The sequence below is a fragment of the Rhizobium sp. Root1220 genome (assembly GCF_001426265.1).
Lineage (GTDB): Bacteria > Pseudomonadota > Alphaproteobacteria > Rhizobiales > Rhizobiaceae > Rhizobium.
On the sequence record NZ_LMDG01000012.1, the window covers coordinates 293768 to 320277 of the forward strand.

26 protein-coding genes, 1 tRNA gene and 2 riboswitches are annotated in these 26510 nt (G+C 59.7%); of the genes, 13 read left to right on the forward strand and 14 right to left on the reverse strand.

Annotated elements, in window-relative coordinates; all coding sequences use genetic code 11:
- The first annotated feature begins 153 nt into the window (after positions 1-153).
- A complete protein-coding gene (locus ASC90_RS10755) occupies positions 154-648 on the forward strand; it encodes a peptide deformylase (protein WP_056539467.1) in 495 nt (164 codons plus the stop codon).
- 330 nt (positions 649-978) lie between these two features.
- Complete coding sequence (locus tag ASC90_RS10760; RefSeq protein ID WP_056539470.1) at positions 979-1350, forward strand: hypothetical protein; 372 nt, start codon at positions 979-981, stop codon at positions 1348-1350.
- Between the two features lie 61 nt (positions 1351-1411).
- Here the strand turns inward: ASC90_RS10760 and lipB are convergent, their stop codons facing one another.
- A complete protein-coding gene (gene lipB, locus ASC90_RS10765) occupies positions 1412-2125 on the reverse strand; it encodes a lipoyl(octanoyl) transferase LipB (protein WP_056539475.1) in 714 nt (237 codons plus the stop codon).
- Positions 2126-2308: 183 nt separating this feature from the next.
- On the opposite strand from lipB, the gene ASC90_RS10770 reads away from it, so the two are divergent.
- A tRNA-Leu gene (locus tag ASC90_RS10770) sits at positions 2309-2393 on the forward strand.
- Between the two features lie 243 nt (positions 2394-2636).
- On the opposite strand, the gene ASC90_RS10775 is transcribed toward ASC90_RS10770, so the two are convergent.
- The 6 genes from ASC90_RS10775 to ASC90_RS10800 form a co-directional block, all read right to left on the reverse strand.
- Positions 2637-3626, reverse strand: a complete 990-nt coding sequence (locus tag ASC90_RS10775) for a tripartite tricarboxylate transporter substrate binding protein (RefSeq protein ID WP_056539478.1) — start codon at positions 3624-3626, stop codon at positions 2637-2639.
- A gap of 34 nt (positions 3627-3660) precedes the next feature.
- Positions 3661-5166, reverse strand: a complete 1506-nt coding sequence (locus tag ASC90_RS10780; protein ID WP_056539482.1) for a tripartite tricarboxylate transporter permease — start codon at positions 5164-5166, stop codon at positions 3661-3663.
- 9 nt (positions 5167-5175) lie between these two features.
- Positions 5176-5637 (reverse strand): tripartite tricarboxylate transporter TctB family protein, encoded by a 462-nt coding sequence (locus tag ASC90_RS10785; RefSeq protein WP_056539484.1) that lies wholly within the window; start codon positions 5635-5637, stop codon positions 5176-5178.
- Between the two features lie 182 nt (positions 5638-5819).
- On the reverse strand, positions 5820-6803 hold the full coding sequence (locus ASC90_RS10790; RefSeq protein ID WP_056539488.1) for a tripartite tricarboxylate transporter substrate binding protein BugD: 984 nt from the start codon (positions 6801-6803) through the stop codon (positions 5820-5822).
- Positions 6804-7006: 203 nt separating this feature from the next.
- On the reverse strand, positions 7007-8356 hold the full coding sequence (locus ASC90_RS10795; protein ID WP_056539491.1) for a sigma-54 dependent transcriptional regulator: 1350 nt from the start codon (positions 8354-8356) through the stop codon (positions 7007-7009).
- Positions 8353-10182, reverse strand: coding sequence for a sensor histidine kinase (locus tag ASC90_RS10800; protein WP_056539494.1), 1830 nt, complete (start codon positions 10180-10182; stop codon positions 8353-8355). The genes ASC90_RS10795 and ASC90_RS10800 overlap by 4 nt, the downstream gene beginning before the upstream one ends.
- 289 nt (positions 10183-10471) lie before the next feature.
- On the opposite strand from ASC90_RS10800, the gene ASC90_RS10805 reads away from it, so the two are divergent.
- The 8 genes from ASC90_RS10805 to fghA all read left to right on the forward strand — a co-directional run bounded on the left by ASC90_RS10805 (position 10472) and on the right by fghA (position 19021).
- A complete protein-coding gene (locus tag ASC90_RS10805) occupies positions 10472-11410 on the forward strand; it encodes a DMT family transporter (RefSeq protein WP_056539498.1) in 939 nt (312 codons plus the stop codon).
- Positions 11411-11495: 85 nt separating this feature from the next.
- Positions 11496-12206 carry a hypothetical protein gene (locus ASC90_RS10810; protein WP_056539501.1) on the forward strand — a complete coding sequence of 237 codons (711 nt, stop codon included), beginning with the start codon at positions 11496-11498 and terminating at the stop codon, positions 12204-12206.
- Positions 12207-12294: 88 nt separating this feature from the next.
- Positions 12295-14304 carry an acetyl/propionyl/methylcrotonyl-CoA carboxylase subunit alpha gene (locus ASC90_RS10815; RefSeq protein WP_056540223.1) on the forward strand — a complete coding sequence of 670 codons (2010 nt, stop codon included), beginning with the start codon at positions 12295-12297 and terminating at the stop codon, positions 14302-14304.
- A 100-nt stretch (positions 14305-14404) separates the two neighbouring features.
- Positions 14405-15673 (forward strand): hypothetical protein, encoded by a 1269-nt coding sequence (locus ASC90_RS10820; RefSeq protein WP_056539504.1) that lies wholly within the window; start codon positions 14405-14407, stop codon positions 15671-15673.
- 139 nt (positions 15674-15812) lie between these two features.
- Positions 15813-16940: an S-(hydroxymethyl)glutathione dehydrogenase/class III alcohol dehydrogenase gene (locus tag ASC90_RS10825; protein ID WP_056539508.1), complete on the forward strand. Its 1128-nt coding sequence runs from the start codon at positions 15813-15815 to the stop codon at positions 16938-16940.
- A gap of 103 nt (positions 16941-17043) precedes the next feature.
- Positions 17044-17622: an S-(hydroxymethyl)glutathione synthase gene (gene gfa, locus ASC90_RS10830; RefSeq protein WP_056539510.1), complete on the forward strand. Its 579-nt coding sequence runs from the start codon at positions 17044-17046 to the stop codon at positions 17620-17622.
- Between the two features lie 101 nt (positions 17623-17723).
- Positions 17724-18191: a YaiI/YqxD family protein gene (locus ASC90_RS10835; protein ID WP_056539513.1), complete on the forward strand. Its 468-nt coding sequence runs from the start codon at positions 17724-17726 to the stop codon at positions 18189-18191.
- Complete coding sequence (gene fghA, locus ASC90_RS10840; protein ID WP_056539516.1) at positions 18188-19021, forward strand: S-formylglutathione hydrolase; 834 nt, start codon at positions 18188-18190, stop codon at positions 19019-19021. The genes ASC90_RS10835 and fghA overlap by 4 nt, the downstream gene beginning before the upstream one ends.
- 82 nt (positions 19022-19103) lie before the next feature.
- On the opposite strand, the gene ASC90_RS10845 is transcribed toward fghA, so the two are convergent.
- The 7 genes from ASC90_RS10845 to crcB form a co-directional block, all read right to left on the reverse strand.
- Entirely contained in the window at positions 19104-19496 is a 393-nt protein-coding gene (locus ASC90_RS10845; protein WP_056539519.1) for a DoxX family protein, read from the reverse strand.
- A 126-nt stretch (positions 19497-19622) separates the two neighbouring features.
- Positions 19623-21155 (reverse strand): acyl-CoA carboxylase subunit beta, encoded by a 1533-nt coding sequence (locus tag ASC90_RS10850; protein ID WP_056539521.1) that lies wholly within the window; start codon positions 21153-21155, stop codon positions 19623-19625.
- Between the two features lie 30 nt (positions 21156-21185).
- The gene (locus ASC90_RS10855) at positions 21186-21644 is read right to left on the reverse strand and encodes a hypothetical protein (RefSeq protein WP_056540226.1); all 459 of its coding nucleotides are present in this window, start codon (positions 21642-21644) and stop codon (positions 21186-21188) included.
- A 70-nt stretch (positions 21645-21714) separates the two neighbouring features.
- Entirely contained in the window at positions 21715-22500 is a 786-nt protein-coding gene (locus tag ASC90_RS10860; RefSeq protein ID WP_056539524.1) for an ATP12 family chaperone protein, read from the reverse strand.
- 9 nt (positions 22501-22509) lie between these two features.
- Entirely contained in the window at positions 22510-23163 is a 654-nt protein-coding gene (locus tag ASC90_RS10865) for an HAD-IA family hydrolase (RefSeq protein ID WP_056539527.1), read from the reverse strand.
- Positions 23160-24155 (reverse strand): RluA family pseudouridine synthase, encoded by a 996-nt coding sequence (locus tag ASC90_RS10870; RefSeq protein WP_056539529.1) that lies wholly within the window; start codon positions 24153-24155, stop codon positions 23160-23162. The genes ASC90_RS10865 and ASC90_RS10870 overlap by 4 nt, the downstream gene beginning before the upstream one ends.
- A gap of 89 nt (positions 24156-24244) precedes the next feature.
- Positions 24245-24622, reverse strand: coding sequence for a fluoride efflux transporter CrcB (gene crcB, locus ASC90_RS10875; protein WP_056539532.1), 378 nt, complete (start codon positions 24620-24622; stop codon positions 24245-24247).
- 122 nt (positions 24623-24744) lie between these two features.
- On the opposite strand from crcB, the gene ASC90_RS10880 reads away from it, so the two are divergent.
- On the forward strand, positions 24745-25014 hold the full coding sequence (locus ASC90_RS10880) for a hypothetical protein (RefSeq protein ID WP_056539533.1): 270 nt from the start codon (positions 24745-24747) through the stop codon (positions 25012-25014).
- Positions 25015-25112: 98 nt separating this feature from the next.
- Positions 25113-25200: riboswitch (glycine riboswitch) on the forward strand.
- Positions 25201-25203: 3 nt separating this feature from the next.
- Positions 25204-25284: riboswitch (glycine riboswitch) on the forward strand.
- A gap of 73 nt (positions 25285-25357) precedes the next feature.
- Positions 25358-26494: a glycine cleavage system aminomethyltransferase GcvT gene (gene gcvT, locus ASC90_RS10885; RefSeq protein ID WP_056539536.1), complete on the forward strand. Its 1137-nt coding sequence runs from the start codon at positions 25358-25360 to the stop codon at positions 26492-26494.
- Positions 26495-26510: the final 16 nt, after the last annotated feature.

A 26510-nucleotide genomic window follows, 5' to 3' on the forward strand; every position in this document is an offset into this window, starting at 1 on the left:
ATGTGGTTCAAAGTTCAACGACTTTAAGCGCTGAAATACCGTTTTGTGCTAGCCGAAAGCTTGAAGCCCGTCCAGCAGCAAACACGTCCCTGGGATGACAATGCGCGCGCCCACCGATAGTTTCGATACAACCCAAATCAGGAAGCCCGGATCGTGGCAGTACGCCCTATTTTGCAGTTCCCCCACGCCGCTCTAAGAACACCTTGCGACCGCGTCGAGAGTTTCGGTGCGGACCTCAATGCACTTGCCACCGATCTGCTGGATACGATGCGTGCCGCACCCGGCGTGGGCATCACCGCCGCTCATATCGGCATCCTCAAGCGCCTTGTGGTGATCGAACTCGATCGCGACGAGGGTGCGCGATTCTACGTCAACCCGCAGATCGTGTCGTCGTCGGATCAGACAATCCGGCATGTGGAGGGAAGCGTTTCGATGCCCGGCGTGACCGATGAGGTCGCGCGCCCTGCTTCAATTCTTGTTCGCTATCAGGATCTGACCGGTGAGATCCACGAAGACACGGCAGACGGATTTTCAGCCGTTTGTATTCAGCACGAGATTGACCAACTCGACGGGATATTCTGGCTGCAACGCCTTTCAAAGCTCAGACGCGACCGGCTCGTCAAAAAGTGGGAAAAGATGCGTGGCTGAACGTTTCGCACATCCGGCGAACCCACGGGGAGCCAATCCCCTCAAAAACAAGCGGCTAGACGGCGCTCACGTCGCATGGGCGATGCCAGGACGCGCACAATAAAGCACGCATTGATTGCATGTATGTCATCTCGTCTCCGTTTGAGATTAATTGCATCGCGCTGCATCACGGATATTCACATCAGGTCGCGAGTCCGTGATTTTATTTGAACATTTGTGGATTGAGGAGCATGGCAATACCCACATTCCTGCCGCAATTCAAGCGCGAACTTGCTTTCGCCGAGGGTTTGATATGTTGCAATTTGCAACGAAGGATTGAGGAGTGTCCGCATGCGCATGAGATTTCTTGCTGCCGTTTCCGTTTTTGCACTCGGCCTGGCAGGGGCGGCTTCCGCCCAGACGCAGTATTCCAACGACTATTCCAATGACAGTGACGGCTTCGCTCCTGTCCAGATGTCACCGCATAAGCCGCTGCACTATGCAAACCGAAAGGCTCCGGAGTACTCGTCCGACTACACCAACGACAGTGACGGATTCGCTCCAACCCACATGAGTTCTTCTGTCGACAAAATGACGACAGCTAGCATCAGGCCGCTGCCAGCCTGTGATGCCGCTGGCCCGGCAAACTCCAAGATCCGCACCCGCGGCGGTGACGGCGGCGCTTCGCACACCGATGCATGCCGGGATGTCGGAGACAAATAGCGGGTGCCCCTCGGGGCCGGTGATCCGGCCCCAGTCTTTTCAGGCTGATAAACCGAGGGTATCAACGCTCGGCAATCGTCGCACCGAAGACGGACTCGAAAGACTGCCTTAGCCGGACATCGACCTCGGCCATCATCACCGGCAATCCGAGATCAACAAGGCTGGTCACGCCATAGGCTGAGATTCCACAGGGCACGATACCGCTGAAATGATCGAGATTGGGGTCGACATTCAGTGAGAGCCCGTGGAATGTGACCCACTTCCTCAATCGGATGCCGAGCGCGGCGATCTTGTCTTCAGCCATGGTGCCGTCCGGCAACGGTGGCTTCTCCGGCCTTTGCACCCAAACGCCGACGCGATCTTCGCGCCGCTCACCGCGGACGTTCATCGAGGCGAGCGTGCGAATGACCACATCCTCAAGTGCGGCCACGAACGCTCGCACGTCCTGTCGCCGGCGTTTCAGGTCAAGCATCACATATGCAACGCGCTGGCCCGGCCCATGGTAGGTGTATTCACCGCCTCTCCCCGTGGCGAAGACTGGGAAGCGGTTGGGCTGGACAAGGTCCTTTTCATCGGCGCTGGTCCCAGCCGTATAAAGCGGCGGATGCTCCACCAGCCAGACGAGTTCATCGGCGCCGTCCGCAATTGCTGCCGCCTCCAGCTCCATCGTCTCCACAGCCGTTTCGTAAGCCACAAGACCGTCGGCGATGCGCCAGCGGACGGGTGGCGAGCCCTGAGCCGGTCTCATGGAAAGTTCTATATCTGTGCGTAGCATGGCTATTCCTAGCGGCCGATCCCAACTTCCAGGACAATGGCCGAGACCGCCTATATGGCTCCGTTTGGCAGCCAATTCAAACGCTGTGGGATCTTTTAAAAAAATCTGTCATATCACCCTTGTGTACCCCAAATGCTTTTGCTACATGCTGCCCCGCCGGCACAAATCGGCACCTACCACGATGCGGTCGTGGCGGAATTGGTAGACGCGCAGCGTTGAGGTCGCTGTGGGGCAACCCGTGGAAGTTCGAGTCTTCTCGACCGCACCATTTAAGTTCAAAACTGCGAACCTCAGTCGCATTGTTTGGAACTACTTCAAGGGCGCTGCATCTGCTATCTTGAAAGCCGCTCGGCGGAGTGGCACTCGTCTATGTCAGGGAAAGCCGCCGAGAAACTGATTTTTCAGGCAAACTCATCCCGATGTTAGACGACTGGTGCCAGCCAGAAGAGGCACTCGCTACTATCCGAGCTGCCAACAACATGTCGTCAACGGCCAGCCCAGGATTATCGAATCAATCGAGTTGAATGTTTGCGTTCCGAACGACCGGCGTCCACTTGGTGATCTCTGCCTTCACGTGAGCCGCTAGCTCTTCGGGGCTTGACCCGACGATCGTGGCGCTAAACTCGGTCATCCGTTCGGCAACAGCGGGATCAGCGAGCGCTTTTGTGGCTGAAGCGTTGAGCCGGGCAACGACATCGACGGGCGTTCCCGCCGGAGCAAACAAGGCATTCCAAGTATAGGTCTCATATCCGGGAACTGTCTCGGCAATTGTCGGGACGTCTGGGAACGATGGCGCCCTCTCTTTAGTCGTCACGGCAAGTGCCCGTAGGGTGCCACTCTTCATGTGGCCGGAGGAAGAAGGCAGGTTGTCGAACATGATCGGCACCTGATTACCGATAACATCGTTGAGCGCCGGGCCAGAGCCCTTGTAAGGAATATGCTCCATCTCGACCCCCGCCATCGATTTGAAGAGTTCGCCGGAAAGATGCAGCGGCGTGCCGTTCCCCGAGGAGGCATAGCTGTACTTGCCGGGCTCGGCTTTGAGCAAGGCAACGACGTCGGCAACGGTCTTTACCGGAAGTTCGGGATTGACAACGAGAACATTCGGCACGACGACCAGAAGCGATATCGGCGCAAAATCCTTTTCGGCATCGTATGGCGTAGACTTCAGGATCAGCGGGTTGAGCGCATGGGTCGCAACCGTTCCCATCAAAATCGTGTAACCGTCGCGATCTGCTCGAGCGACGTTATCCGCTCCCAGATTGCCGCCAGCACCCGCGACGTTCTGCACGATCACCTGCTGGCCGAGGTTATCCGACATCTTCTGGGCGATGATGCGGGCGACAACATCGGTGGAGCCGCCCGCCGCGAAAGGCACCACCATCGTGATCTGCCGTTCAGGAAAATTCGTAGCCCGTGAAGGCGATCCGGCGGCGGCCATTGCAACCAAGGAAAGCACGGCGGCAAGTGCCGCGCGACGTGTCAGGTTCGGTTTTGTCATTTCCTACCTCCTCCATGTTTCTCAGTGACGAAAATCAATCCTCCTCCTGGAAGACTTCCTCGCGCTTCTTCTTCACTGACGGCAGGAAGACGACGACGAGTACGGCAAGCGCGAGCAAAAGCAGGGTCGCGCTGATCGGACGTGTGATGAAGGTCGTCGGATCGCCGCGCGAAAGTATCATGGCTCGGCGCAGGTTTTCCTCGAGAAGCGGCCCGAGAACGAAGCCGAGCAACAGCGGAGCCGGCTCGCACCGCATCTTGACCAACGCGTATCCGACAAATCCGAAGAAGGCGACGGCATAGAGGTCGTAGACGTTGGAGTTCACGCTGTAGACGCCGATCGAGCAGAACGCCATGATGATCGGGAACAGGACGTAGTAGGGAATGGTAAGCAGTTTCACCCACAACCCGATCAGCGGCAGGTTCAGCACGACCAGCATCAGATTGCCGATCCACATTGAAGCGATGATGCCCCAGAAGAGAGCCGGTTGCTCGGCGGCCACGTTCGGGCCTGGCACAATTCCTTGTATGATCATCGCGCCGACCATGAGAGCCATTACCGGATTGGCGGGGATGCCAAGCGTCAGAAGCGGTATAAACGAGGTCTGTGCGCCTGCATTGTTGGCCGATTCCGGTCCGGCGACGCCGGCAATCGCGCCGTGTCCGAAGTCTTGCGGCCGGTTTGAAATGCGCTTTTCGACTGTGTAGGAGGCAAAGGCTGCGAGGATTGCCCCACCACCAGGCAGGATGCCGAGAGCCGAGCCGATAGCCGTGCCGCGAAGCACGGGCGCAACCATGCTTTTGAAATCGTCGCGCGTGGGCCAAAGGCCGCTGACCTTGGCCATCAGCACGGTACGGGTTTTCTCGCCCTCGAGGTTGCGCAGTATCTCCGCTACACCGAAGACGCCGACCGCGACCGCGACAAAGTTCAGCCCGTCCGAATATTCGCGGATGCCAAGTGTGAAGCGCGGGGTGCCGGTATAGATATCGGTACCGACAAGGCCCAGCAAAAGGCCGAGAGCCACCATCGCAAGCGCCTTGACTATGGAGCCATGTGCCAAAGCGACGGAAGAGACGAGACCGACGATCATCAGCGAGAAATACTCGGCCGCACCAAACTTGAGCGCAATCGCAGTCAGCGGAATCGCGAATATCGCCACCAGAAAGGTTGAAACGGTGCCGGCAAAGAAGGAGCCGAGCGCTGCAATTGATAGAGCAGCCCCGGCCCGCCCCTTGCGTGCCATTTGATAACCATCGATTGCGGTCACGGCCGAGGACGATTCGCCTGGCATGTTGATGAGGATTGCCGTTGTCGAGCCACCGTACTGTGCGCCGTAGTAGATGCCGGCCAGCATGATCAGGGACGAGACGGGCTCGAGCTGGAAGGTAATAGGCAGCAGCATCGCGATCGTCGCTGTTGCGCCGATACCAGGCAATACGCCGATCAGCGTACCAAGCAACACTCCGACCAGACAGAAAAACAGGTTCTCCGGCGAAGCCGCCGTCGAGAAGCCTAATGCGAGATTGCTAAAGAGATCCATTGGCGTCTCCTAGAACCGGACCCAGGGGCCAAAACGCGTGAACGGAAGCCCAAGCGCGTAGCTGAAGACGATCACCGAAAAGAGTGTGATTGCGGCCGCGAGCACCACCGCCATCGGTGCCTTCATACGTGTCGAGGCGAAGGCCGCGATCAACGCTGCAAGGAACAGAGACGGGATAAATCCTAGCCCACGAACCGTTAGGCCGAAGAAAACCGGCGCGGGCAAGATGAAAGCCATGCCGCGGACGGCGATCGGCCCAATCGGCTCGCCTTCGAGACGCATCGATTGAACCAGCACGATCGCGCCAAGGACCATCAGGATGATGGCAAGCACCAGCGGAAAGTAGCCAGGCCCCATCCGTAGCGCAGTGCCGAGTTCAAGGGTGAGCGACTGGTAGACAAAGAATCCGCCGAGCGCGACGAATACCGCTCCGCAAAGCGCGTTGGTGCTATCGAACTGTAGCGATTTCATATCTCCCCCTTGTGCGGCCAAGCCGCTCGTGAATGACATCGGTGTGGTGAGCTGGGGCCGCCTTCGCCGCGGCGGCGGTCCGGCGACTCGTCGTGGACGCGGTTCGGGAATTGGTTGTCGAATGCCGCGAAGGCTGGCGATGCCGCCCGCCTGAAAAGCCGGGCAACCCCACTCGCCTGCCATCAGTCCGCGTACTGGCCTGCGGCCTCGATCACCGGCTTCCAACGCACGATCTCGCTTTCGAGCTTGGCCTTGAGTGCTGCGGGAGTGGCGTCGCTATCCGGCGAAGGAACCGTGCCGAGTTCGGCGAAACGGGCGACGACGTTGGGGTCCTTGAGGGCCACTTGCAGCGATTTCGACAGACGCTCCGTGACCGCAGCAGGTGTACCCTTGGGTGCGTAGATGGCGTGCCAGATTCCCACCTGGAAGCCATCAAGACCGGCCTCTGCAGCTGTCGGAACTTCCGGTAGCACCTTCAAGCGTTCCGGCGAAGTGGTCGCGTAAGCCTTGATCGTACCTGCCTGGATCTGCTTGGTGGTGTTGGTGGTCTGGTCGCACATGATGTCGACCTGCCCGCCGAGCAAATCTGTCATGGCCGGGCCGGTGCCCTTGTATGGAACGGTCGTAAGCTGAGTGTCGATGGCACTCATGAGCATCATTCCGCACAGATGCGATGCGGCACCGATACCCGCATTTGCCACTGTCACAGTGTCCTTGTTGGCCTTGATGTAATCAACAAGACCCTTGAGATCGGTCGGCTCAAGGTCCTTCCGGGCGACAATGGTCATAGGTACGTCGGTGACGAGGCCGACATATTCGAAGTCGTTGAGCGTATCGTAGGCGAGCTTGCGGTAGAGTGAGGCACTTGTCGCCATGCCTATATGGTGCAGCAGGATCGAGTATCCGTCGGGATGCGCCTGTGCCACCCGGCCCGCGCCAAGCGTGCCTCCAGCACCTCCAACATTCTCCACAACGATCTGCTGGCCGAGATCCTTCGACATGGATTCGGCGACGAGTCGCGCAACGGTATCGGTTGGTCCGCCGGCCGAAAACGGGATGACCATGGTGATCGTTCGATCTGGATAGGTTTGGGCGCCTGCCGTCGCGGAAAAAAGGCAAGCGCTGGCAATCGTCGTCACTGCGAGCACGGTATTGAAGATTTTCATTGTAACCTCCCAGGTATGTTCCCGCCGCCGCGGCTCCCTCCGCGGCGGTCGTGGTTACGCGTAACAGGGGGGGCTCGCGTTCCGGCCTGCAACCGCCTAGGGGTCCATTCGATCACTATTGTGAACGTGTGCGGCGCACCATGGGTAGCAACGGGAACAAATCGATCTAGAGGTGTGTGGTTTTCCACCCATCGGATCGCAAGTCACGGGTCGTGGAGCTCGTCGCTCGAGCGGATATTCTTGTCGAGACCATATTTTTGCATCTTCTCGTAAAGAGTCTTCCGCGAAATCCCGAGCATTTCATAGACCGGACGCAAGCTGCCGCCATGTGCAGCGAGGGCGCTAGCGATCACGCCACGCTCATAGACGGCGACTTTGTCGGTTAGACGATGGCTTGTATGAGCCGCCCCTTCCGTTTGCGGATCGAGGCCGAGCACCAGCCGGTCGGCGGCGTTACGCAGCTCGCGTACATTGCCCGGCCAATTACGTGCAGCAATCTCCGTCACTGTCTCTGGAAGCACAGCGACATCATCGCGCCCGTAGCGAGCTGCCGCCTCTCGGACGAGTTGAAGGAAGAGCAGCGGAACATCCGCTTGCCGTTGAAACAGGGACGGAACGTTAAGCGTCGCGACGTTCAGCCTGTACAGGAGGTCGGCACGGAAACGCCCGGCGACAACTTCAGACTCAAGGTTCACCTTGCTTGTCGCTATGAAGCGCACGTCAAGCGGTACAGGTTCGTTCGAGCCGAGACGGGTAATCACGCGTTCCTGCAGGACCCTGAGGAACTTGGCCTGGAGGTCACAAGGCATGGAACCGATCTCGTCGAGCAAAATGGTTCCCCCACGCCCGTGCTCAAATTTGCCGAAGCGGGGACGCAGCGCTCCCGGAAATGCCCCAGCTTCATGACCGAAAAGTTCGCTCTCTATAAGGTTTTGCGGCAGAGCAGCGCAGTTGATAGCGATGAAGGACTTGTCAGCCCGTGCGCTGATATCGTGCAAGGCGCGCGCCACGACCTCCTTGCCGACTCCCGTGTCTCCGATGATGAGCGTATCGGCATCGGTGGCGCCAATCGCCCGCAACCGGTAACGCAGATCCACCATCGCCTGCGTGCGTCCGGGCAGCCGCGCTTCGATATCGTCACGCTTGCCGGCCACCGCCCGAAGCCGCCTGTTTTCGAGCACAAGGCTACGCCGATCTAGCGCACGCCTGATGATGGTGGCCAATTGCTGGGCCGCAAAGGGCTTTTCGATGAAATCGTAAACGCCGGCCCGCATGGCCGTCACCGCAAGCTGAACGTCTGCATGTCCCGTCAGAAGGATCACAGGTATTTCGGGATCCATTTCGCGGATGCGCTGAAGCAGCGTCATACCATCCATGCCGGGCATTCTGATATCGCTGACGACGACGCCGGCGAACCTGAAACCGACGCGCTCCAGCAGCGATTCCGCGTTGGCGAAGGTGTCGACTTCCAGTCCGAACAATTCCAAGGCCTGTGCGGAGGATCGGCGCATTTCTTCTTCGTCGTCGACCAGGAGAACGCGGTTGCCGTTCATTCGGCTGCCTCGCTGACTGCAGGTGCTGCATCGAGCATGATGCGGAATTCGGCCCCTCCATCCGGCAGGTTGGAAACCGAAAGGTCCCCACCGAAGTCCTTGACTATATTGTAGGAAATCGAAAGTCCAAGCCCGAGGCCGCGGCCCACGCCTTTGGTGGTGAAGAAGGGATCGAAAATGCGTTCGACAATCGCGGGCGGCACGCCTGGCCCGTGATCGCGGACCGTCAACGCCACCTTGCCTCCGTCGGGTCGCGCTTCGATGTGGATACGGCGGTCGCCCAGCCCTTCCACAGCGTCGGCTGCGTTCGTGATGATGTTGACGAGTACCTGTTGCAGTCGAACCGAGCCGCCTTGAACCACAGCCGGGGCTTCTCCGAGATCGACCAACAGCGTGGCGTCCGCCGACTTTACTCGTGCAGCAACGATCTCGAGCGTATCGGCCATGACGGTGGCAAGCGGAACCGCGCCGAGCTTTTCATTCGGCTTGCGGGCAAAATTGCGCAGGTGACGGCTGATCGCGCCCATGCGGTCGATCAGCGCCGAAATACGGCGCACGTTGTCTCTCGCCTCCTCGACACGGTCTCTGTCGATCAGCATCGCTGCGCTGTCCGCATAGGTCTTGGCTGCAGCCAGCGGCTGGTTCAATTCATGCGAAAGAGCAGCAGACATCTGGCCGAGGCCGGCTAGTTTGCCCGCCTGAATGAGATCGCCCTGGGTCCTGCGCAGCTTCTTCTCCGTCAGTCGTCGTTCTGCTATCTCCTGTTCTATGCGCTGGTTGACCCGTGCAAGATCAGCCGTGCGCTCCGCGACACGGTGCTCCAAATCGTTTCGTGCCTGCTCCTCCAACCGCAGGCGCTCCGCCGTGCGGGCCCGTCGCTGAAGGACGATTGCAATCGCCAGACCCGCTAGGCAGAAAAACAGGAGCACGGCGATCATCATCGTGCGTGCCTGCGTGCGGACGGAGCCTGTATCCAGAAGGACGGTTACGGTCCAATCCGCCTCAGGCATGTATTCGGAAAGCGTCAGGTACTCCCGGACCCCGCTCCCATCTTCCAAGGTGCTCAGACGATGACCGGACGAATTGGTTTCGCGGATCGGCATGGGCTTTAGCATAGCTTCGGCATAACGACGCGATGCCTGGGTCCGCTCCAAGCGGTCCGGTGTTAGCGGAAGTATGCCGGAATAGAGCCATTCCGGGCTGCCGGTCATGAAGACGATGCCTTCCGGGTCGGAAACGAAAATCTTGTATTCGCCTCCCTGCCAGGAGGTTTCTATCGAGTCGATATCCACCTTGAAGACGATCACTCCGCGGATCTGCTCATCGACCCGGATTGGCGAAGCGAAATAGTATCCGCGCTTGAAGGAAGTCGTGCCGAGAGCATAGAAGCGCGACTGGCGACCATTCGCGGCCTCCTGGAAATAGGGCCGGTAGCTGAAATTCTGCCCGACGAAACTCGTCTCGCCATCATGGTTGCTCGCAGCGATCGTATCACCATCCATCGTCATCACGTAGATATCCGAGGACTCCAGCAGACCGTTGATCTCTTTCAAGTATGCATTTGCGGTGGCACGCAACGGTCTGCTTTCCGGATCGCCGACCAGTTCCTTGATGTCGTCGTGATCGGCGATCAATGCCGGCAACGGTTCGTAGCGACTGAGATGTCCCCGCAAAGCGGACGCCGCAAGTCGAAGCGCCGAGCCCGCTTGCAATGACGCCTCATCCATATATTGCCGGGTCACCAATTCGCCTCCGCGAACGACCAAAAGGTAGAGAACCAGCGGCAAAAAGAAGATCGCTGCAAAAAGTCCAAAATGCTGTTTCACGAAACGAGCTCCTCACCTCCCTCGCCGCCGTCGCTTTCGCTCCCGCTCAGGAACTGTAGTGAGCAAACCGTCCCGTTCCAAGAGAAGATAAGCGGTCAACCGTGGCTATCCATGCGGGAGGCCGCGCACTCATCGTCACCGATGCCAGTGCCAGCCCGCCTGGATTAGCGCTGAGCACCAATGCGGTGTACCCGTACCGCCGCGCAGTAGGCAAGCTTCGAGGAACACATGGACGACAGGTTTTGACTTCGCTATAGGCCATTGAACCAAAAGGCGAACTTCTCCATCCATGGCCGATTCTCCCGAACATCAAAATCCGCTTCAGGGTATGGCCCTCATGTCAGGCGCCATGGTCGTGTTGCCGGCAATGGATGCGATCGCAAAATACATGGCTACCTTCGAAGGGATGTCGCCGGGCCAGATAACGTTTTACCGCTTCTTCTTTCAGCTCGTCTGCACCCTGCCGATCCTTTTCGCAATCTTTGGCCTGAAGGCTCTTGCGGCCGAAAGACCATGGATGAACTTGCTAAGGGGCGCGCTTCACGGCGCGGCCAGTCTGCTTTTCTTCGTTGCCGTCAAATACATGCCGCTAGCCGACGTGTTCGCGATCTATTTTGTCGAGCCGTTCATGCTTGCCGGACTGTCTGCCGTCTTTCTCGGAGAGAAGGTCGGGTGGAGACGGTGGGCGGCGATCGTCGTCGGCTTTGGCGGAGCGATGATCGTCATCCAGCCGAGCTACGAGGTATTCGGCCTGAAAGCTCTGCTCCCGGTATTCTGCGCCTTTCTCTTCTCGCTCTATCTCTTCCTGAATCGCGCGATCGGCACCGCCGATTCGCCACTGACGATGCAGACGATCGCAGGTATCGGCGGAACGATTTTCATGGCGGCGGCGCTCGCCGTCGGCAATGGCGTCGGTGCCGGTGATTTCGCGGTGTCGCTGCCATCTTCGACGCTGGGGCTCGTCTTGCTGTTGATCCTCGGTTCGCTGTCCGGCTACGTGCACATGATTGTGGTCAGGGCATTCCGGCTGGCGCCGCTCTCGTTGCTGGCTCCGTTCCAGTACTTCGAAATAATCTCGGCCACGATCCTCGGCTATGCCCTCTTCGGCGATTTTCCGAACCCGTCGAAATGGGTTGGCATCCTCATTATTGTTGGATCCGGCCTTTTCATCATCTGGCGCGAGCGCCTGCAGTCGCGATCGATAAAAATGCTCCAGCCGATGGAGTAGACTGTTAACTCCGCTTCTTGACGGATCCGCAATGTGCTGGCGGTAGAAGGGCCCCAGGCCTCATGATGAGGTCTGGAGATAAAAGATGAGCGAATTCCGCCTCGCTTTTCCGGCATGTGTCATCGCCGGTAAGCATCGGCTGGCCGTCGATGACATCGGCCTGCTGCGCAAGCATACCTTTCCGGAAGGGATAAGGACCTCGGACGACGTGATCGTCATGCTCGCGCTAAACAATTCCTGCCCAGAGAAATGCCCGGAATGGGACTCTTTTTTCGTAGAGCAACTCGCCGGCTTTGTCGTCAATTACACCTATCCGCAGGGATCTCTTGACGAGATCAATGCCGCCTGGCTGATGCGCATGGTGTCGACCGATGGCGTCGTCAACTCTGTGCTGGAGCTCGAGCTCGTGCTCCACGTCATGGAAATTTCCGCCTGCGTGCCCGACGAACTGCGCGCCTTCGCGCTCGATCAGCTGCGACTAGCCCTTTCCGAAAAGGTCGGCGGCTACAACCATTCCCGGGCTGTGGACCGCAAGGGCATCACGCGCCAGGATATCGATTATGTGATGCGCGTGCTGCGGGGTCTCTGCGATGCCGGTGTCGTCAATACACCGCCGCTGACCTGGGGGGTGCTCATGCGTATTGGCGAAGAAACGCTGCCGACTGCAAACCACCCGCGCTGGGCCGATATACTGGCTGGGCTCCGCCTGATCGACTATGCAGAGACGCCGCGCCGCAGCCGCTGGCTGAGGATCGTCGACGACCCGTCCTCCAACTGCGAGTCCGCGGTCGCCTGATAGGGCCTCGTCGATATTCTTTCGGCTGATTGTGCGCTCCGGTGTTTGTGCGTAAAACTCCGGAGCGCATGTCATGGGTGGAGTCTCGATGTTCAAGAAAATCCTGATCGCAAATCGCGGCGAGATCGCTTGCCGCGTCATCAAGACCGCACGCCGCATGGGAATCGCAACAGTCGCAGTCTATTCCGATGCGGATCGGGATGCCCTGCATGTGGAAATGGCCGACGAGGCCGTGCATATCGGCCCCGCTGCCGCCGTCGAAAGCTATCTCGTGGCGGAAAAGATCATCGCCGCCTGCAAGCAGACCGGCGCAGAAGCCGTTCACCCGGGTTACGGTTTCCTTTCTGAACGCGCCACCTTTTGCGAGGCACTGGAGAAGGAGGGCATCGTCTTCATCGGTCCGAAATCCAAGGCGATCAGGGCGATGGGTGACAAGATCGAATCGAAGAAGTTCGCCAACGCCGCCAACGTCTCCACCGTGCCCGGCCACCTCGGCGTCATTGAGGATGCCGCCCACGCGGAAGCGATTGCCGCGGAGATCGGATATCCGGTCATGATCAAGGCATCCGCCGGCGGCGGCGGCAAGGGCATGCGCATTGCCTGGAGTGAGGCGGAAGTCCGCGACGGCTTCGATCGGGCGCGCTCCGAAGCCAGGAGTTCGTTCGGCGACGATCGTGTCTTCATCGAGAAGTATATAGTGGAGCCGCGCCACATCGAAATCCAGGTCCTCGCCGACGCGCATGGCAATGTCGTCTACCTCGGCGAGCGTGAGTGCTCGATCCAGCGTCGCAATCAGAAAGTCGCCGAGGAGGCACCCTCACCCTTTCTCGACGAGGCGACGCGCGCTGCGATGGGGGAGCAATCCGTGGCACTCGCCAGGGCAGTCGAATACCAAAGCGCCGGCACCGTGGAGTTCATCGTCGATCGCGAGCGGAATTTCTATTTCCTGGAAATGAACACCCGCCTCCAGGTCGAGCATCCCGTCACCGAGCTTGTGACCGGGATCGATCTCGTGGAGCAGATGATCCGCGTCGCAGCCGGCAAGAAGCTTCCGTTTGCACAGCGTGACATAAGGCTGAACGGCTGGGCGATCGAGAGCCGGCTCTATGCAGAGGACCCCTACCGCAATTTCCTGCCCTCGATCGGTCGCCTCACGCGCTACCGACCAGTGCCGGAAGGGAATTCGGGCAACACCGTCATCCGCAACGATACCGGGGTCTTCGAGGGCGCCGAGATATCCATGTACTACGATCCGATGATCGCCAAACTCTGCACCTGGGCGCCGACACGCGCGGAGGCCATCGATGCCATGGGCCAGGCACTCGATGGCTTCGTGGTCGATGGCATCGAACACAATATCCCCTTCCTTTCCGCACTGATGAAGCATCCGCGCTGGCGCGAGGGGCGGCTGTCGACGGGATTTATTGCAGAGGAATACCCGGACGGGTTTGCCCCAGTGCAGCCAGACGCGGACCAGCACGCGGTTCTCGCTGCCATCGCACTGTCCACGTCTCTGGTCGAATCCAGCCGGCGGGAACGCTTCGGTGACCGGTTGCGCGCGCCATCGGACGCGCCGCGCGAACAGTGGACGGTAAGGCTCGGCGATGTCTATGTGGAGGCGCAGCTGGTCGACGGGCTCGTCACCATCCCGTTTGACATGGATATTGCGATCGCAGGGAAGATATCGAACATTGTCACCGACTGGAGACCTGGCGACGCCGTCTGGAGAGGCAAGGTTGGAGGCCAATCCGTGACGGCACAAATCCGCCCGATCCTCAACGGCATTCGCGTGGACTGGCAGGGTCTTTCCGTCAAAGCCAAGGTTTTCACGCCGCGACACGCCGCGCTCGACAAGCTGATGCCGGTGAAGCTGCCGCCGGATACGTCGAATTTTCTGCTCTGCCCGATGCCCGGCCTCGTCGTCGCCATAGCCGTCACAGAGGGCCAGGAAGTCAAGGCCGGCGAGACGTTGGCAGTCGTCGAGGCGATGAAGATGGAAAATGTTCTGCGCGCCGAACGCGACCTGACAGTCAGCAGGATAAACGCCAAACCGGGCGAAAGCCTTGCCGTCGACGCCGTTATAATGGAATTCGCCTGACCCGCTGCTCGGTCGCCGCGGTCATGTCACGGTTTCTTTTTGTTAACATCTGCCCGTCTATCATCAGCCCGTCCGGCAGGATGCCTGGCGGAGTAGGCGAATGACAGCGCTGCAATCGGCAACCCTCCTGCTTTTCATCAATATCGGCCTGCTTTGGCTGTTGATGCGCATTCCCTTGGGAAGCAGGACGATCAGCCTGACTCGAACCTTCCGATGTTCCCCTGGAGTCCTGTGGAGCGCGATGAACCCGGTGGGCGCTGCGGCGGCGTGGCATCACACGGTTATCAGCAGCCGGCCACTTGCGAACCGAGAGGACGTCGTAGAGCAGACCTACAAACATCTCGACAAGAATGGCGCGCCGTTGCGCCGCCTGCTTGCCACCGAGCCCGTAGCCGCCGTTGTCGGAGATGCTCATGCATTTCAGTCGCGGATTATCGATGACAGCACGCTGGACCCTACGTTCTGGAAGGACTTCCGGGAGCGGCGCATCGTTCGACCAACCCCGGATGGTGCTTCTCTCGAGATCACACAGACGGACCGCTATCGCGGGCTCGCATTCCTGATCTTCCGATATTTTGTGCTGCGCCGCGAGATGCGCGCCTTGGATGGCTGGGTGAGGACCGGTGAGTCGCATCCGCAGGGCTACTTCGAGCATCCGCTGGTGCAGATTGGGCTCGCCGTCCTCTCCACGCTGCTGCTTTGGCCGTTCCTGGGGCTGACAATCCAGGGCTTGATGATCTCGACGTTCCTTACGCTTGTCGTCGCGTTTCACGAGTTGGGTCATATGGCCGCCTACCGCATGTTCGGTCATGCTTCGGTCAGGATGATCTTCGTGCCGCTGTTGGGGGGCATCGCAATCGGCGGGAGACCCTACAGATCATTGTTCGAGGTCGCGACATGCGCCCTCATGGGCGCCGGTATGTCGGCATTCCTGGTTCCGATCCTGGGCGTTGCGCATCAACTCGCCGATCACGGTGTGCTCCCGTCAAGCTCGGCGCCGCCCATTCTGATCTTCATGCTGATCCTGGGGGCGTTCAACCTGCTCAACCTGCTGCCGATGCACCGCTTCGACGGTGGGCAGGTCTTGCGACAGATTTTTCGCACGCGGATATCGCAGATAGCCGCGAGCTTCGTCGTAACCTCCTGCATTCTCGGAATCGGGTTCGAGATCGGTCTCCCGGCGAATGTCCTGACAGCAGGTCTGCTGGTTTTCACCCTTGTGAGCCTCATCAGCGCGGGGTCGGTTAAGCCGCGCCAGCAACTGGAGGAAATGAAGGACGGCGAGCGCATGCTGGTGGCCTTCGGCCTCTACGCCGCCGTCGCCATGCACGGCTATGCCATTATTTTCGCAACCGAAAAGCTCTTCTGACGCAAACGCTACAGCAAGAGGCGCAACCTGCGAGGGGCCCGCGGAAATTGCCGCGTGGAGTTCGATTTTCCCTTGAGCCTTCTACAGGCTGCGTGCAAAGGTCGCGTTATCAAATCAAATCCGCATGGAGACTCCGAAAATGGACGTTCGCGCCGCCGTTGCTGTACAGGCTGGAAAGCCGCTTGAAATCATGACCGTGCAGCTCGACGGCCCCAAGGCCGGCGAGGTTCTGGTCGAGGTGAAGGCGACCGGCATCTGCCACACGGACGACTTCACCCTCTCCGGCGCTGACCCGGAAGGTCTGTTCCCTGCCATTCTCGGCCACGAAGGTGCCGGCATCGTGGTCGATGTCGGTCCGGGTGTTACCTCGGTGAAGAAGGGCGACCACGTCATTCCGCTCTACACGCCGGAATGCCGCGAGTGCTATTCCTGCCTGTCGCGCAAGACAAACCTCTGCACCTCGATCCGCGCGACCCAGGGCCAAGGCCTGATGCCCGATGGCACCTCGCGCTTCTCGATCGGCAAGGACAAGATCCATCACTACATGGGATGCTCGACCTTCGCCAATTTCACCGTCCTGCCGGAGATCGCCCTCGCCAAAGTCAATCCGGACGCACCGTTCGACAAGATCTGCTATATCGGCTGCGGCGTGACCACGGGCATCGGCGCTGTCATCAACACTGCCAAGGTGGAGATCGGCTCGACCGCCATCGTTTTCGGCCTCGGCGGCATCGGCTTGAACGTCCTGCAGGGCCTGCGCCTTGCCGGTGCGGACATGATCATCGGCGTCGATATCAACAGTGACCGCAAGGAATGGGGCGAGAAGTTCGGCATGACCCACTTCGTCAATCCGAAGGACGTCGGCGACGACATCGTGCCGTATCTCGTCAACCTGACCAAGCGCAACGGCGATTTGATCGGCGGCGCGGACTACACGTTCGATTGCACCGGCAACACCAAGGTCATGCGTCAGGCGCTGGAGTCCTCGCACCGCGGCTGGGGCAAGTCTGTTATCATCGGCGTTGCCGGTGCCGGACAGGAAATCTCCACCCGTCCCTTCCAGCTTGTCACGGGCCGCAACTGGATGGGCACCGCCTTTGGCGGCGCACGCGGCCGGACGGATGTGCCGAAGATCGTCGACTGGTACATGGACGGCAAGATCCAGATCGATCCGATGATCACCCACACGATGCCGCTCGAAGACATCAACAGGGGCTTCGAGCTGATGCATTCAGGCGAAAGCATCCGCGGCGTGGTAGTCTATTAGGAGAGCGATCACGAATGCGGCGCGGCTTTGAAATGGCCTACGACTTTTTCGCAAATTGATCCTGATTTGGGAGCCGTGGGCAGCTAAGGAGGAGGAGCTGAACATGCCAAGTCACGTAGCGATACACCCTGCTCTCGACGGAGGGGTGAAGAAGGGCCAGGCTGGTTTCAACGGCGGCACGCTCGTGTGTGCGTGCGCCGACCGTCCGGTAAAGGTAGCGATCAAAGGAAACGTCGCCCACAATCACGCTTGCGGCTGCAGCAAGTGCTGGAAGCCGAATGGCGCGGTCTTTTCCGTCGTCGCTGTCACCCCGCACGAGAACGTCACCGTGGTGGAGAACGGCGACAAACTGAAGGTTGTCGATCCGGAAGCGCTCATTCAGCGCCACGCCTGCACCAAATGCGGCGTACACATGTACGGGCCAGTCGAGCGCGATCATGCCTTCAAGGGCCTTGATTTCATCCATCCGGAACGCTTTCAGGAGGGCGGATGGGCGGAACCGACGTTCGCGGCGTTCGTCTCGTCGATCATCGAGTCCGGCACGCCACCGTCCGCCATGGCCGGCGTGCGCGGACGCCTCAACGAACTCGGCCTCACGCCTTACGATTGCCTTAACCCGACGCTTATGGACGTCATCGCCACATGGGTGGCGAAAAAGGCGGGCACGCTCAAGGAAGCCTAAGGCTTGAACAGGCAGCCCCGATCAGACTATGAACGCGTTTCAAACGATCGCTACGCGTCTGCCAAGTCGCGTAGCCTTTCCGCCAGAACAGATTGAAATTCATGATCTATGTCGATGCAGACGCCTGCCCCGTCAAGCCGGAAATCCTCAAGGTTGCCGAGCGCCATGGCATTGAAGTGACCTTCGTTGCCAATTCCGGCCTGCGCCCTTCGCGCGATCCGATGGTGCACAACGTCATTGTCTCCAGCGGCTTCGACGCCGCCGACAACTGGATCGCGGAGCACTCGGGTAAGGGCGACGTGGTCGTCACCGCGGATGTGCCACTGGCGGTCCGCTGCGTGGCGACCGGTGCGTTGGTCAGCGGCCCCACAGGTCGCGTCTTCGACGACGCCAATATCGGCATGGCCAGCGCCATGCGCGATCTCGGCGCGCATCTCAGGGAAACAGGCGAAAGCAAGGGCTATAACGCAGCTTTCAGTCCCAAGGATCGGTCACGGTTCCTCGAAACGTTCGATCGCCTCTGCCGCCGCGCCAAGGCTGTTGCACCAAGCACGAAAGACCAAGGATGAACATCATTTCCCAGACGACCGCCTTCGGCGGCATGCAGGGCGTTTTCACGCATGAATCCGAGACCTGCAAATGCGAGATGACCTTCGCGGTCTTCGTTCCGCCGCAAGCCATCAAGGAGCCCTGCCCTGTTGTGTGGTATCTCTCCGGTCTGACCTGCACACATGCCAACGTCATGGAGAAGGGCGAGTACCGGCGACTGGCCGCCGAACTCGGCCTGATCATCGTCTGCCCTGATACCAGCCCGCGGGGCAACGACGTTCCCGACGAACTGACCAACTGGCAGATGGGTAAGGGTGCTGGCTTCTACCTCGATGCAACAGAGGAGCCCTGGTCCGAGAACTACCGGATGTACAGCTACATCACCGAAGAGCTTCCGAAATACATCAACCAGCAGTTTCGCATGGATATGAGCCGTCAAGGTATCTTCGGCCATTCCATGGGCGGCCACGGTGCCATGACCATCGCGCTCAAAAACCCGGATCGCTTCCGGAGTTGCTCCGCCTTTGCCCCGATCGTCGAGCCCTCGACGGCCGATTGGTCAGCGCCGGCTTTGAAAAAATACCTCGGCGCCGATCGTTCCGCTTGGCGAAGCTATGATGCTTGTGCCTTGGTGAGTGACGGCGCTCGCTTCCCCGAATTTCTGATCGACCAAGGCAAGGCCGATGGGTTTCTGGAGAGTGGCTTGCGCCCGTGGCTTTTCGAGGAAGCCATCAAGGATACCGGGATCAAACTGACGCTTCGCACGCACGAACGCTACGACCACTCTTACTATTTCATTTCGACATTCATGGACGACCACCTGAGATGGCATGCTGCCAGGCTTGCCTGAAGCCGAGCAAAACCGCGACACGCTGACGCCCGAACGCAAGTTGGTGCTGTGGCCGCATGATTGGCCACAGCCTTTGTCATTCTTACGCCGTCTTGCGTTGATCGATCGAAAGTGCGCCGGCTCCGGCCACGAAGATGAACAGGAAGATGAAGCAGAACAGGACCGCACCATCACCGCCGTTCAGCGCCGGAAAGAAGCTCTTCGGCGAATGAGCCATAAAGTAGGCGAAAGCCATCTGTCCAGACAGGATGAATGCGACCGGCCGCGTGAACAGCCCGATCAGAATGAGAAGGCCACCGATAACCTCAAGCAGCGCCGCAGCGAGCATCAACGGTGGTAGTGAGCCTTCCATCTGCGCGGCCGGGAAAGCAAAAAGCTTCATGGTTCCATGCTCGATGAACAACAGGGCTGTGATGATGCGTAGAGCGGCAAGCGCATAGGGTTGATAGGCGCTCAATCGTTCCAAACTCGACATAAAAACTCTCCTTTTGAGTAAAGACAGCCGAGCGTTAGCTGCTTCGCCAAGAGGAATGAAGACACGGATCGCTGACAAACGATCACTTCCTGTTGAATTTGCTTCGCTTTCCCCATCTTTGTCGAACTATAATGGAATGTTGTCATGTTTCTTCCAGGGATTGGCCAGATTCTTGTTGCGCAGCATCTTCAGGCCCCGCGCAAGTCTTCTGCGGGTTGAGTGCGGCATGATTACCTCATCGACGTATCCACGTTCGGCAGCGACGAAGGGAGACAGGAACCGGTCCTCGTACATCTTCGTGTGCGCCGCGATCTTCGAGGGATCGGCAATATCCTTGCGAAAGATGATCTCGACAGCGCCCTTGGCGCCCATCACGGCGATCTGCGCCGTCGGCCAGGCATAGTTCAGGTCACCGCGTAGATGCTTTGACGCCATGACGTCGTAGGCTCCCCCGAACGCCTTGCGCGTAATGACCGTCAGTTTCGGTACCGTCGCCTCGGCATAGGCAAAGAGCAGCTTGGCCCCATGCTTGATGAGCCCGCCATACTCCTGCGCAGTCCCCGGAAGAAAGCCAGGCACGTCCACAAAAGTGACGATCGGAATGCTGAAGCAATCGCAAAAGCGGACGAAACGGGCCGCCTTGCGGGAGGCATCGCTATCCAACACACCCGCCAGAACCATCGGCTGATTGGCGACAAGACCGACCGTAGACCCCTCGATTCGCCCGAAGCCACAGACGATGTTCTTTGCAAAGCTGGCCTGTATCTCGAAGAAATCCCCCTCGTCCACCGTCTTCAGGATCAGTTCCTTGATGTCGTAGGGCTTGTTGGCATTTGCCGGAACGAGGGTATCGAGGGAGGCATCCGTCTCTGTCACCGACTGGTAACACTCGATTTCCGGCACCGGCGAGGTATTCGATTGCGGCAGAAGGTCGATCAGCCGCCGGACCTGCAATAGCGCCTCGACATCGTTGTCATAGGCGCCGTCGGCGATCGACGACTTCGTCGTGTGTACCGATGCACCGCCGAGTTCTTCCGCTGTCACAGTCTCATTTGTCACCGTCTTCACCACATCGGGTCCCGTCACGAACATGTAGGACGTATCGCGAACCATAAAGATGAAGTCGGTCATCGCAGGCGAATAGACATCGCCACCGGCGCATGGACCCATGATGACAGAGATCTGAGGAATTACGCCCGAGGCGAGCACGTTGCGCTGGAATACCTCCGCATAGCCTCCGAGTGCCGCGACCCCTTCCTGGATCCGCGCGCCGCCGGCGTCATAGATGCCGACGATCGGCGCGCGGTTCTTCAGCGCCATGTCCTGAACCTTCATGATTTTCTCGGCATGTGCTTCGGAAAGCGACCCGCCGAAAACCGTGAAGTCCTTGGCAAAGACAAAGACAGTCCGGCCGTTCACCGTTCCCCAGCCGGTCACGACGCCGTCGCCGGCGACCCGGCTCGTGTCCATGCCGAAATCCGTCGATCGATGCTCGACGAACATGTCGAACTCCTCAAACGAGTCCTCGTCGAGGAACAGGTCGATGCGTTCGCGGGCGGTCAGCTTGCCGCGCTTGTGCTGGGCATCGATCCGCGCCTGCCCGCCGCCGAGCCTTGCAACACTCCTGCGACGCTCGAGTTCTTCCAGAATTTCCTTCATGGTTACTCCTCGCCGCGTAGGCGCGGCCGGTTACGCGCGTCCTGCGCTCAGCGAGAAAACGGAACGAATGCGGGCGGCGATATCCTCGGCAAGGATCTCGTCGGCGGCGGCTGGACTGCTGGAAAAACTGTTCACTTCGAAGGAACTGACAGCAATCACCGATCCGTCCTCCACCGACGCCGCGTCGACGGTGATCTTGGCGACGTTGCGGCTCTTGTCATAACCCTGCCCCTTGGCAATATAGCCGATGCGGATCGTCAGGACCACACGAGGGTAAACGTCGGTACGGACCGTCGCGTTGATCGCGGCATTGACCCGGTCGCCAACGCCCGAGAGAATAGCTGCCGGTATACTGTTGCTGCTGAGCACGACGGCGCTGCGCACATCATAGATCGGCTTCGGCTCCTCTTTGCTGAAAAACCCCGCGCACGACGCTAGGGCTGCGCAGATGAGCACAATTCGAAAAACGCACGATTTGAGCCAATTCATTCCGAAAATCCGCATCCGCCCCCTAGAGAGTCGGAGTTTTTCGCGATTACGGCGATGAAGGCAAGACGCTTCAGCCCTTTAGGGCCAAAAAAACATCCGCGGCCGCTTTGAAGTCGTCAAACCGATGCGCCCGTCTCTGCTCGGCCTCGTCGTCGGTTCCCCAATGCTCGATCGTCCAATCTTCGTCGAGATGCGCAAGCGCCCAAACCTTCTTCATTGGCAGGAAGTCCTCCGCGAATGCGAGCGCGAGCAGTGCCGAGCCTGTCAGTGTCGTGATGGTGTGGAGGGCAGCAAGCGCTGTCGCTCCGTCGTGCTTGCGCAAAGCCGCGGAAAACGCGGCAACAGCTTCCAGTGGTTGGTCGCGATGCATGACGCCCTCGACCAGGATGAACCGTGCCCCAAGCTCGTTTGCCGCCCACTCCAGCACGGGATCCCAAAGGTCGATCTGTCGCTGTACTAGCGCTCCCGGTCCGTCGGCGCGATAGCAAAGGAGATCGCTCGCCGAGAAGCGTAGGATGTCTTCGAAGACAGCTTGCCTGTCCGTCGCGACGCCGTCGAGAGCCGTGTTGACCAGTCGTGTGATGGGCATCGTGGAAGGGTCGATAAGAGTTGTTTGCGCTTCCCATTCTCGGGCCACCAACTCGGCCAACGGCTTCGTAGCGACTGTCAGGTGTCGACGGGCCGGCGTGCGCACCGCCTTTCCGTCCAGTTCGATCGAGAAGCCCTCATCGAGTTCACCAATTGATACGGACTTGTAGAAGCGCTTCGGCAGCGGCTTCTTCATCTGGATTTGCGCCCGTCGGACCGGGTCGGGATGGCTGAGCCCTTCTGAAAGGTCGTTCAACAGATCGCGCATGACGTTACCTCAGGAAAAATGCCGCAAGATGTCAGTTGGATGATAGGCTATGTCGTCGGCGCCCGCAGCAAGAAGATCGTTGATGCTAGCGTAACCCCATGAAACGCCCACGGCCGTCGCACCGGCCGCCTTCGCCATCTGCATGTCGTATATGGCATCACCGATGACGATGGTATCGGCCGGATTCATCTTGGTCTCGCTGCAGCACTCCGTCACCATCGCCGGGTGCGGCTTCGATGGACAATCGTCGGCCGTGCGCGAAACGATGAAATGCGGCGCAAGACCGTGCGCTTCCAGGATATGGACGAGGCCGCGCCGGGATTTCCCGGTGACCGCTCCAATCAGAATCTCGTCTTGGCTTGCTAGCGCCTCGATCAACGGCTCGATGCCCGGAAACAAAGGCACGTCAACGCCGACCTCTTCGCGCACACCAGGATAAATCGCCTTGTAATGTGCAGTCATCGCCACCGCCTCGTCATCGACATGCGGCTTGCCCTGCATGCGGGCAATGGCGATATCGAGCGTCAGGCCGATGATCGACTTGGTCTGCGACAGCTCAGGCCGGGCATGGCCGAAATCCACGAACGTCCGCGCCATCACCGCATGAATCAAGGCTGCGCTATCGACCAGCGTGCCGTCGCAATCGAACAGCGCCAGTTTCATTCGTAGTCTTCCCGGTCGGCGGTGGCCAGATCGAGGCCGAGCAGGTTCCAGGTCTGTACCATATGCGGCGGCAAAGGTGCGGTGACGCGCAGGCGCCCGCCATTCGGATGCGGGACATCGATCTTGCGCGCATGCAGATGCAGCCGCTTCTGAATGCCGCCGGGGAAATCCCAATTGTGGTCGTCATCGAAATATTTGGGGTCGCCGATGATCGGATGGCCCATATGCAGCGCATGGACGCGCAGCTGGTGGGTACGGCCGGTATAGGGCTCCATCTCAAGCCAAGCGAGGTTCTGCGCCGCGGTCTCGCGCACCCGGTAATAGGATATAGCGTGATCGGCACCCTCTTCGCCGTGCCTTGCCACCCGCATCCGGTCGCCGTCGGGGGTCTGCTCCTTGACCAGCCAGCTGGAGATCTTGTCCTCGTGCTTGCGCGGCACGCCCTTCACCAACGCCCAGTAGGTCTTCTTGGTGTCGCGCTCACGAAACGCCGCCGTCAGCTTCTGCGCCGCACCGCGGGTACGGGCGATCACGAGAACGCCGGAGGTGTCTCGGTCGAGGCGGTGCACCAGCCGCGGCTTTTCGCCCTTCGGGCTGGTCCACACCTCGAGCATCTTGTCGATGTTGCGGGTGACGCCGGAGCCGCCCTGCACGGCGAGGCCGGCCGGCTTGTTGAGCACAATCACCTTGTCGTCTTCATGCAGCACCATGCGCTGCAACAGCTCATAGTCGCCGCCATGTTTCAGGTCGTGGCTGGCGATCGGAGTGTTCTTCGACTTGGCATCGACATCGATTGGCGGCACGCGCACCACCTGTCCGGCTTGCACCCGCGCATCGGTCTTTACCCGGCCGCCATCGACGCGCACCTGACCCGAACGCATAAGCTTCTGAAGCGGGCCAAAACCAAGGCCGGGGTAATGGATCTTGAACCAGCGATCGAGCCGCATGCCGGCCTCGTCCGGTTCCACCGTTATATGTTCAATCCCAGCCATTCTTACTCTCTCGGAAAATGTTGCGCGCGCCAAACGCGGCCTTTGCCGGTGGCATTAGAGCATTTTTCCGGAAAACGGAAACCGTAATCTCAAACCAGTGCACGCATGATCGAAAGACCCGCAAAGACCGCGGCCATCGAGAGCCCGACGCTGGCGATCATGTAAATGGCACCTTCAGCCGTCGCCCCCTGTTCGAAGAGCGATATGGAATCGAGCGAGAAGGTTGAGAAAGTTGTGAGCCCCCCGAGGAATCCTGTCATCAGCAACATCCGCAGTTCTGGCGACCCGTCGAATCTGCGCGCGATCATTTCGGAAAACACTCCGATCACAAAACAACCGACCACGTTCACCGTCAGCGTGCCCCATGGAAATGCCGGTCCGGCCAGGCGCAGCGCCCACTGGCCGACATAATACCTCAGGACGGAACCGATTGCGCCGCCGATGGCGACGAGGAGAGCTTGGGTCATTGCGCGGATTTATATCAATTCATTGCCGAGTCCAATCATCCGGAGAGATAGGTTTCGCAGTCGGTTAAAATGCCACCGGTTTTCTTAGCCAAGCGCGAACCGGCTTGCGATACACTCTGGCGATGACGGTTCTGGTAGGCACGATATCCGCGAGTACAGCGGCCGCAGCGTTCGAAACGCTTCGCATACCTCCGCGCGTGTCCGCCAGCACTGCGGCGAAGGAAGCGCGCCGGGCAGCAGACCGAAAGACCAAGGTCGACAGCGGCACCGACATCGATGAGCCCGCCAGTATCATTCAATCGACCGAAGTCGCGCTCGACCTCATGACAATGGGGCAGAAGCAGCCGCAGGCAGGCCTGCAGCAGGCCCTGGAGCTCTACAGCGAGTCCTGATTGTGCTGCGCCGACCGCCAGCGCCGGCGCCGCGACAAAAATATGCTCGCCGGCGACATTCCCCCTTGCCAACACCCATCATCGCCAGATAATTGCGCTCGACCTTGTTGGGAGAAGCCGGTCCGTCGCGACCGGTGCCGAAGGAGCAACCGCCCCGGAAACTCTCAGGCCAAAGGACCAGCAAGGGGCAGACGGAACTCTGGAGAGATGCGTTCTTGAAACGCGGGCCGAAGGGATAACAATCTCAGGCAAAGGGACAGAGGGGGCTCGAACGACAAGGTGCAGCCGCGCCTGAACATTTGAGCCCGCGCATGGAATCCACGCGCAAACCCCGGAGGCGTCGTTGGACGATACTGCTGCCCTGAAGAAAACCCCGCTGCATCAGCTGCATCTGTCGCTTGGCGCCCGTATGGTGCCGTTCGCCGGATACGACATGCCGGTGCAATATCCGGCCGGCGTCATGAAGGAACACTTGCAGACCCGCGCCGCCGCCGGCCTTTTCGATGTATCCCACATGGGCCAGGTCATTGTGAAGGCGAAGTCGGGCAAGTACGAAGACGCAGCCCTTGCGCTCGAAAGCCTCGTTCCCGTCGATATTCTCGGTCTCGCCGAAGGCCGTCAGCGCTACGGTTTCTTCACCGATGACAACGGCGCCATTCTCGACGACCTGATGATTGCCCACCTTGACGACCACCTCTTCGTCGTCGTCAACGCCGCCTGCAAGGAAGCCGATCTCGCGCATATGCAAAAGCATATCGGCGACCGCTGCGACATCACCCTTCTCGACCGCGCGCTGATTGCCCTGCAGGGGCCGCGCTCGGTGGATGTGCTGGCCGAACTCTGGGCCGATGTCGCCGCCATGAAATTCATGGACGTGCGCCACTGCCGCCTGCACGACGTTTCCTGTCTCGTGTCGCGCTCCGGCTATAGCGGCGAGGACGGTTACGAAATCTCGGTGCCTGTCGATATGGCGGAAGACATCGCCAAACGGCTGCTTGAGCATCCCGATGTCGAACCCGTCGGCCTCGGCGCGCGCGACAGCCTGCGCCTGGAAGCCGGCCTCTGCCTCTATGGCAACGATATCGACACGACGACGACGCCTGTCGAAGCAGCGCTTGAATGGGGCATGCAGAAGGCCCGCAAGACCGGCGGCGCACGCGCCGGCGGCTTTCCAGGCTCGACCCGTATCCTGTCCGAACTCGACAACGGCGCCAAGCGCCGCCGCGTCGGCCTGAAGCCGGAAGGCAAGGCGCCGGTGCGCGGCCATGCCAGGCTCTATGGCGACGCCGATGGCAAGACCGAAATAGGCGAAGTCACGTCAGGCGGCTTCGGCCCGAGCGTCGAAGGTCCTGTCGCGATGGGATATGTCCCGGTCTCCTACGCAAACGCAGGAACCGAAATCTATGCTGAAGTGCGCGGCAAGTATCTGCCGATCACCGTCAGCGCCCTGCCCTTCATCACGCCGACCTACAAACGCTAAACTTTTTCCCGAGAGG